Source organism: Rhizobacter sp. P3_B12 (assembly GCF_056402895.1).
On sequence record NZ_JBFUGN010000181.1, the window covers coordinates 1 to 8,611 of the forward strand.

Below are 8,611 nucleotides of genomic sequence, written 5' to 3' on the forward strand. Positions count from 1 at the left end.
TACGTCGTCGTCTCGCCACCGACCGTGTTCGTCAGCAGGCGCTGCCGCAGGTCATAGGTGTTCACCGTCACGATCCCCTGCGGGTCGGTGCTYTGCARSACCTGKCCGTASYKGTTGTAGCGRTCGAAGGTGGTCACCTTGCCGAGCGAGGTGGTGATCGACTTGAGGTCGCTGCTCCGGTGGTCGGCGTTCGTCTCGGCGTGGTACGCGAAGGTAGTCGTGCCGGTGTCGGGATCGGTCGCTGTCAGCACGCGGCCACTCGTGTCATAGGTCCACTCGCTGACACGGCTGGGCACCTGCGTCTGCAGCAACGGCGGCGTGCCGGTCGTCGGCGGTTCGGGCGGCGGCAAGGGGTCGGACACAGCAACGAACGGCGCCGTCGGCACGGTAAAGGCCGCGGCATAGCGGGCCAGGCCCTTGGTGATGCGCACTTCATCGATGTAGCCCGAGAAGGTCGAGTTCGCCGCCACGGCACCCACGACTTGCAACGCACCGATGACGGCCGGCTCCTGCACATCACTGATCGCCGCGCTGCCCACGTTCACCGACGCGCCCGCGGGCTGGCCATTGCGATACAGCGCGAGCGTCTGGCCCAAACGGACGAGTGCAACGTGATGCCACGTGTCAAGGGGCAGCGGCACGGTGTCTTGCACGGAGTAAGCCGTCGAGCCGGACCAGATCGCCGCACTCAGTGCACCGGCCTGCGGAACACCAGTGGTCTCTGTGTAGATCAACCAGCCCCGAACCCCGCCGATCTGGTCATGGACCACCAAGCCTCGGTAGTTCGTCGAGGCGCTGTCCAGGTACACCCAGAACTCCACCGTGAAGTCGCCCGAGCCGAAGTTGAAGGCATCGGCGCCTTGCGCGGCGACATGCGAATTGCCGCCGTTGAAACGGATCGAGGTCGGCCCGAAGCGGCTCGCCGCCATGCTGAGCTGTGCGCCGCCAGCGGCGGTCACGGTCTTCGCGCTGGGACTGCTGTCGGTCATGACCGTCGACGCTTGGCCACCATCGGCGTGCAGCAGCAGGCTCACCGTGGAATCCACGGACGGTCCCGAAGGCACACCCGCTCCGAGTGCGAAACCGGTACTGCCGTTCGAATCGGCCGTGGATTGCTCCACCCGCTTGCACAGTGCCGCGATCGGCTTGCCATCCGGCATCACCGCGCCGGCCGGCGCACAGATCGCCACGGTGCCACCATTGAGGGGGTCCGGCCGACCGTTGTGCACCCGGGTCGTGAGCTTGCCCGGCTCGGCCACCCGGATCGGCAGGTTCCAGTCGGGGTGCCACTGCGTGCTGACCTTCACCGCACCGGCGGGCAGGTTGGCGCCCGGGCCGGTGACGGATGTGCAGCTCAGCTCGCTGCCCACGCGCGTCACCTGAACGGCCTCGAGGCCGCGGGCGGCGTCGTGCACGTAGCAGCTGCGCTTGCCGTTGAAATCATCCTGGCTGGCCACCCGCCCGTTGACGTCATACGACTGGCTGCGGCTGCTCGCCAGGCTCCCCGCGCCGGCGGGCTGGCTCTGCGAGCTGAACTGGTTCTTGCCGTTCACGCTCACCGTGCTCCATGTCGTCGTCTGCCCGCTCGGCTCGGTCATCACCAGGCCTTGCGGCTGCACCCAGCTGAAGAACCGGGCGATCCCTCCTGGGTACGCCACCTGGTCGACCTGAATGCCCGGCGGTGTCGTGTAGCTCACGCTGTAGCGGTCGACCCCGCCGGCGTGCTCGGTGGCGATCGCGCGGCCCTCGGTGTCGTACGTGAAGGTCGAGTACCGTTTCGCCCGTTCATCGCTGACCCCCGTCAGCGCCCACGGCAGGCCGCTGTTCTCGTACAGGAAGCTGCGCGTCGTGCCATCGGGCCACGTGATGCCCACCAGCCTGTTCTGGCCGTCGTAGCCGAGCGTGGTCGACTGTCCGGCGGCGTCCGTGATGCTGACCAGGCGCGTCAACGCGCCCGCCGCGACGTAGCGAAAGCTCAGGCTGTGCCCCCGGTTGTCCGTCGCCCCGATCAGCAGGCCCGGTACCGGCGCGATGCTCGCCGGCGTCGTGCCGTCGCTGTACGTGAAGCTGGCCAGCGTGCCGTCGGTCCACGCCATGCTCGTCAGCACGCCGGCGGTGTCGTAGGTTTCCTGCGCGCTGTGCTTGCTGTCGTTGTAGCGATAGCCGCCACCCACGATCGACATGATTCGATCGGCGTCGCCCGGCTCCGGCGCGAAGGTACCGTCCGCTGCCCGCGGCATCGTGATCACCTGCGCGTACCCGCGCGGAAAGACGGCGACCACCGGCAGGCCGATCCCGCTACTGTAGGTACGCACGGTCCCTCTGCGGTGCAGGTTGCTGTACCACAGCGGGCTGCCGAGGACGCTGCCGGCCTGCTCCAGCCCGGGAACGGTGGCATAGACCTTCGGCGTCTTCGGCGTCTTGCTGGTGGTGTCGTAGGTGAACGTCAGCGTCGTGCGCCCGATCACGAGACCCGTGTCCACCTCCTCTCGCTTGACCGCGCGCAGCGGGTAGATCGGGTTGCCCTTGCAGACGTCGCATTCGGGCGGCGGCGGGGAGAGCGCGCCCGGGATGTCGACCACCTCGCCACCGAGCTGGCAGCTCGCGGCATCCGGCGCCGCCGGGTAGTCGACGAGCGCGTAGTCGGGCGGGCAGCTCGCGACGTGGAACACCGCAGAGAACGCGCGCGGGCTGACGGGGTCCACCGTCCAGCACTCGCCGACAACCCATTTCCCTTCCCCGAATACGGTCGGCCCCGCGTGAAAGACCAGCGGTCCGCCAAATCTTGCGGCCATCAGGTCGCAGCTGCCCTGTGGCGACTCCGCGTCCGCGAAGGGCTCCGACATGTAGTGCCAGTATGGCGCCAGGATGTCGGTCGCGCTCGCGCTACCCGCCCAACCCATGCACAGCAGCCCCACCGCCAGCGGCCACATCTTGGCGATCGCTTTCSCCTTGGCTTGCGCCCATGGCGCCGCCAGCGCCCGCAGGCGCTCCCATCTGTTCGACATTGCATTCCTCCGAATGACCTTGCGTACCTTGACATGACCGCCGTCGTGCCCTCTTCGTGGGAGTGGATCGACTGCGGAGTGCGCGGATTAGACCGGAACGAAATGACTGCCGCAACGGCGTGTTGCGGCGAGTGAACAGTTGTTGACAATCTGCCGGGCCGCACGGCGCGAATTGTGGAGATCCATCGCAATTCGATGGCGAGGCTCGTCCGGATTTCGATCGAGAAAGACCTATCCGTTCAGATGCGGCAGCTTCTCGTACAAGGTCGCCCGCGAGATCCCCAGCAGCCGCGAGGCGGCGAGCTTGTTGCCGCCGGTCGCCGCGAGCGCCTCGCGGATCGCGCGGCACTCCAGTTCGGCGATCGCCTGCGGCAGCGACTTCGGCGTCGCGAGGCCCACGGCCACCGGCAACGGTTCCAGCGCCGCCTCGATCACCAACCCACCAGCGCTGTCCTGCGCCGCCACGTGCCTGAAATGCCGCGCCGTCAGCGTCATGTCGTCCGTCATCAGCGTCGCCTGCTCCAGCACGTTGCGCAGCTCGCGGATGTTGCCCGGCCAGCGGTGCCGCGCCAGCAGCGCCAGCGCGTCCGGCTCCAGGCTCTTGTGCGGCAGCCCGCTGCGCCGCGCGATGTCGTCGGCCAGCGCCTCGATCAAGGCCTCCAGGTCGGCCATCCGTTCGCGCAGCGCCGGCAACCGGATCGGCAGCACGTTGAGCCGGTAGAACAGGTCGGCGCGGAAGCGCCCGTCGGCCACCATCGCCGGCAGGTCGCGGCTGGTCGCCGCGATGATGCGCACGTCCACGCRCTGCACCGTGTTGCTGCCCAGCGGCTCCACCTCCTGCTCCTGCAGCACGCGCAGCAGCTTCGATTGCAGCGCGAGCGGCATGTCGCCGATCTCGTCGAGGAACAGCGTGCCGCCGTCGGCCAGCTTGAACTTGCCGTCGCGGCCCTTGCGGTCGGCGCCGGTGTACGCGCCGGGCGCGACGCCGAAGAACTCCGCCTCGAGCAGGGTGTCGGGCACCGCGGCGATGTTGACGCCGACGAACGCCCGCGAGGCCCGCGTGCTCGCCGCATGGATCGCATGCGCGAGCAGCTCCTTGCCGGTGCCGGTCTCGCCCAGCAGCAGCACCGTGCTGTCGGTCTGCGCCACGCGCCGCGCCTGCCGCTTGACCTCCATCGCCTGCGGGCTCGCGCCGATGAAGCTCGCCACCGTGAACTTCGGCCGGCGCTGCGCCGCAAGCTGCCGGCGCGCGTCGTCGAGCTCGCGCTGCAAGTGGCTGAACTTCGTGATCAGCGGCTGCATCGTCGTCTCGGGGTGGTCGAGCAGCACCATGCCCATCGCACCGATCACCTCGCCGCGCTCGTCGCGCAGCGGCAGCCGGCTCACGAGGAAGGTGCCGGCCTGGTTGGTCAGCAGGTCCACCAGCATCGGCTGCCCGCTGTCGATCACGTGCGCCATCAGCGTGTTCGGCACCACCTCCTCGACCAGCCGGCCGACGAAGTCGTCCTCGGCATGGCCGAGCGCCGGCAGGAATCGCTTGTAGCCCTCGCTGATCCACACGATGCGATGGCTGCGGTCGACCACCAGCATGCCCATCGCGGTGCGCGCCAGCGTGTCGAACATGCTGCGCGCCGCCAGCTTCAGCAGCGCGTCGGCATCGGCCGGCAGGGTCGGCGGTGTCAGGGATTCAGGGGTGTCTGGCACGCGGACACTGTAGCGAGCGCGCCGCGCCGCGCACTCAGGGTTTGTCTTTGTCGCAGCCCCTCTTGTAATTATGAATTACTGGATTTAGAGTGATCCGAACCGCCGCACCGTGGCGGTCCACCGGTGAGAACCCCATGGTCGACCCGACACCTCTGCGCCCTGCATCGCTTCACGAAGAAGTGGCCGCTCGCCTGCGCAACATGGTATTCGAGCGCCAGCTGGTGCCCGGCCAGTGGATCGACGAGCTCGCGCTGGCCAGCGAGTGGAAGATCAGCCGCACGCCGCTGCGTGAAGCGCTGAAGGTGCTGGCCGCCGAAGGCCTGGTCGAGCTGGTGCCGCGCCAGGGCTGCAGGGTGACCGAGCTGTCGGAGGACGATGCCGACGAGCTGTTCCCGGTGATGGCGCTGCTCGAAGGCCGCTGCGCTTTCGAGGCGGTGCGCAAGGCGACGCCGGCCGACATCAAGCTGCTGCAGCGCCTGCATGCGGCGCTCGAGAAGCACGCCGCGGCGCACAACATCGACGGCTACTACCGCGCGAACCACGATTTCCACAGCACCGTGCAGGCGCTGGCCGCCAACCGCTGGCTCGACCGCGCCACCACCGACCTGCGCCGCTTCGTGCGGCTGCTGCGCGGGCGCCAGCTGAACTGGCCGGGGCGCATCGACGAATCGATCGGCGAGCACCGCCGCCTGATCGAGGCCATCGAGCAGCGCGACGCCGCGCGTGCCGAGCAGCTGATGCACGACCACCTGCTGGCCCAGCTCGCCGCGCTGAAGGCGCTGCGCGCCCATGAAGCCGCCCACGAAGCCGCCCGCGAAGCCGAACAACTGGCCGCCCTCGACCCGGGACAACACCATGCTTGAAAGCCTGAAGAACGCCGCGCGCCGCGCCGGCAACGACCGCGCGCTGCGCAGCCTGATGCTCGACTGCCGGCGCCTGCTCTCCGAGCGCGGCGAGGCCAACAGCGTCGCGATCGCGAGCGGCCTGGTGGCCCGCTTCAGCGGCCTGCCCGACGACCAGCAGGCCGGCTTCTTCGAGCGCCTGTCGCGCGATTTCAGCCCCGACCCGAAGGCGGTGCTGTCGGTGGCGCAGGCCTATGCCGACGAACCCTCGGCCGACAACCTGATCCGCCTGACCCACCTCGCCGAGCCGCCGCGCCAGGAGCTCTTGCGCCGCATCAACCGCACGCCGGGCGGCACCGCGCACATCGTCGCGATGCGCCGCAAGCTGCTGGCGCGCGTGAAGGCGCAGCCCGAGCTGCGCGCGCTCGAGGCCGATTTCCTGCACCTRCTGTCGTCGTGGTTCAACCCCGGCTTCCTGCAGATGCAGAAGGTCGACTGGCGCTCGCCCGCGCAGCTGCTGGAGCAGATCATCCACCACGAGGCGGTGCACGAGATCGACGGCTGGGACGACCTGCGCCGGCGGCTGCAGCCCGACCGCCGCTGCTTCGCGTTCTTCCACCCGCAGCTGCCCGACGAGCCGCTGATCTTCGTCGAGGTGGCGCTGCTGCCCGAGATGCCGGGTGCGATCGCGCCGCTGATCGACAAGAACTCGCAGCCGCTGCCGCCGGACCAGTTCAAGGTGGCGGCGTTCTACTCGATCAGCAACTGCCAGCCGGGGCTGAAGGGCGTGTCGCTCGGCAACTTCCTGATCAAGCGCGTGGCCGAGCAGCTCAAGCGCGAGCTGCCGCAGCTCAAGACCTTCTGCACGCTGTCGCCGATCCCCGGCTTCGCCACCTGGCTGACGGCCCGCAGCGACCTGGCGGCCCTGCCCGGCCTGAAGCGCGGCGAGGCCGAGCGGCTGGTGCAGGCGCGCGAACTGCTCGACGAAGCGAGCGGCGGCGACCTGGCCACCCTTGCCACCGCCGCCACGCTGCAAGGCCTGGCCGAGGCCGAGCGCGAGGCGCTGGCCCGCCTGTGCGCCGCCTACCTGGTGCACGTGTCGACCACGCCGGGCGGCGACGCGGTGGCCCGATTTCATCTCGACAACGGCGCGCGGCTCGAACGGCTCAATCCTTCGGGTAACCTCTCGCGCAAAGGACTCAAGCAATCGTTCGGGATGATGGTCAACTACCTCTACGACCTGCAGAAGGTCGAGACCAGCCACGAGAAATTCACCCAGGGCGACGTGGCGCATTCGCGCGCCGTGGCCGCCCTGCTCTAGGAAGGCAAGAGCTTCCGCCCCCAACGGGCCGAGCGCGGCCCGACCTGCTCCACACTCAACGACCGGGAGACACCATGAGCTTCGATTCACGACGCGCGCCGACACGACGAGACGTTCTTCGCACCGGCGCTGCGGCGGCGGCCGCGCTGGCCGTGCCGTTCGCCGGTGCGCAGAGCGCCTGGCCGAGCAAGCCGGTCACGATCGTCGTGCCGTTCCCGGCCGGCGGCGGCACCGATGCGTTCGCGCGCCCGCTGTTCGGGCTGATGAGCAAGAACGCCGGCAAGCAGTTCCTGATCGACAACAAGGGCGGCGCGGGCGGCAACGTCGGCGCCACCGTCGCGTCGCATGCGGCACCCGACGGCTACACCTTCTTCATGGGCGCGGTGCACCACGCGATCGCCCCGTCGATGTACCCGAAGCTCGACTACAACATCGAGACCGATTTCATCCCGGTGGGCCTGATCTCCAGCGTGCCGCAGGTGATCGTGGTCAACCCGCAGCGCGTGCCGGTCACCGACCTGAAGGGCCTGCTCGACTACGCGCGCAAGAACCCCGGCAAGCTGAACTACGGCTCGGCCGGCAACGGCACCTCGCACCACCTGGCCGGCGAGCTGTTCAAGCTGCAGACCAAGACCTTCATCACCCACATCCCGTACCGCGGGGCGGGCCCGGCGCTGCAGGACCTGATCGCCGGCCAGGTCGACATGATGTTCGACGGCCTCGGCTCGTCGGCCAACCACATCAAGGGCGGGCGCATCAGGGCGCTGGCCGTCGCCTCGGAGCGCCGCGCACCGGGCTTCGCCGACGTGCCGACCTCGGCCGAGGCCGGCCTGCCCACCTACCAGGTCGCCACCTGGTACGGGCTGTGGGCGCCGAAGAACACGCCGAAGGAGATCGTCGAGGCGATGCGCGCCGAGATGAAGAAGGCGCTGACCTCCGACGACCTCGTGAAGGCCTGGAACGGCCTCGGTGCCGAGACGCCCAACCTGTACGGCGACGTGTTCGGCAAGTTCGTCAACGGCGAGATCAAGCGCTGGGCCGACGTCGTCAAGGCCTCCGGTGCCAAGCTCGACTGACGAGGCGCGCGTGCCCGGTTCCATCACGCTGAGCCATGACGAACCCGGCATCGCCCGGGTCGCCATCGCGAACCCCGGCAAGCACAACGCGATCGACATTGCGATGTGGCAGGCGCTGCGCGACGTGTTCGTGCGGCTGCAGGCGCAGGATGCCGCGGATGCGCCGCATGCGGTGATCGTCTGCGGGGCCGATGGCCAGTTCGCGTCCGGCGGCGACATCGGCGAGTTCGCGCAGTTCCGCTTCGACGAGCAGCGGCTGCACGATTTCCACGAGCACACCGTGGCGCCGGCGCTGCAGGCCCTGCTCGACTGCGACATCCCGGTGATCGCGCAGATCGAGGGCGCCTGCGTCGGCGGCGGGCTGGAGATCGCCGCCTGCTGCGACATCCGCATCGCCGGCCTGGGCAGCCGCTTCGGCGCGCCGATCGCGAAGCTCGGCTTCCCGATGGCGCCGGGTGAGCTGCAGCTGCTCGCACGCGTGGTGCCCGCCCCCACCTTGCGCGAGATGCTGCTCGAGGCGCGCCTGGTCGATGCGTCGGTCGCGCTGCAGCGCGGCCTGGTGCATGCGGTGGTGGCCGACGAGCAGGTCGCGCCGCACACGCTGCAGCGCGCGCGCTCGCTCGCGGCGCTGTCGCCGCAGGCCGCGCGCATCAACAAGCG

The 8,611-nt window shown here is 69.3% G+C and carries 6 protein-coding genes; 4 read left to right on the top strand and 2 right to left on the bottom strand.

What is annotated here, in order from left to right; translation table 11 throughout:
• Together AC1D01_RS12410 and AC1D01_RS12415 are read right to left on the bottom strand one after the other, a co-directional pair.
• A partial coding sequence (locus AC1D01_RS12410) for a LamG domain-containing protein (protein WP_477866573.1) occupies positions 1-3,008 on the bottom strand: 3,008 nt, incomplete at its 3' end.
• Positions 3,009-3,239: 231 nt separating this feature from the next.
• Positions 3,240-4,631, bottom strand: coding sequence for a sigma-54 interaction domain-containing protein (locus AC1D01_RS12415; protein ID WP_477866583.1), 1,392 nt, complete (start codon positions 4,629-4,631; stop codon positions 3,240-3,242).
• Between the two features lie 215 nt (positions 4,632-4,846).
• On the opposite strand from AC1D01_RS12415, the gene AC1D01_RS12420 reads away from it, so the two are divergent.
• The 4 genes from AC1D01_RS12420 to AC1D01_RS12435 all read left to right on the top strand — a co-directional run.
• The gene (locus AC1D01_RS12420; protein WP_477866575.1) at positions 4,847-5,575 is read left to right on the top strand and encodes a GntR family transcriptional regulator; all 729 of its coding nucleotides are present in this window, start codon (positions 4,847-4,849) and stop codon (positions 5,573-5,575) included.
• Positions 5,568-6,875 (top strand): malonyl-CoA decarboxylase, encoded by a 1,308-nt coding sequence (locus tag AC1D01_RS12425; protein ID WP_477866577.1) that lies wholly within the window; start codon positions 5,568-5,570, stop codon positions 6,873-6,875. The genes AC1D01_RS12420 and AC1D01_RS12425 overlap by 8 nt, the downstream gene beginning before the upstream one ends.
• 74 nt (positions 6,876-6,949) lie before the next feature.
• Entirely contained in the window at positions 6,950-7,951 is a 1,002-nt protein-coding gene (locus AC1D01_RS12430) for a Bug family tripartite tricarboxylate transporter substrate binding protein (RefSeq protein ID WP_477866579.1), read from the top strand.
• A gap of 10 nt (positions 7,952-7,961) precedes the next feature.
• Positions 7,962-8,611, top strand: a 650-nt coding sequence (locus AC1D01_RS12435; RefSeq protein WP_477866581.1) for an enoyl-CoA hydratase/isomerase family protein, incomplete at its 3' end; no start/stop codon positions are given.

What these genes read in the sequence shown, in the direction of transcription:
- AC1D01_RS12420 (WP_477866575.1), top strand. Translation starts at nt 4,847, where the DNA reads ATGGTCGACCCGACACCTCTGCGCCCTGCATCGCTTCACGAAGAAGTG.
- AC1D01_RS12430 (WP_477866579.1), top strand. Translation starts at nt 6,950, where the DNA reads ATGAGCTTCGATTCACGACGCGCGCCGACACGACGAGACGTTCTTCGC.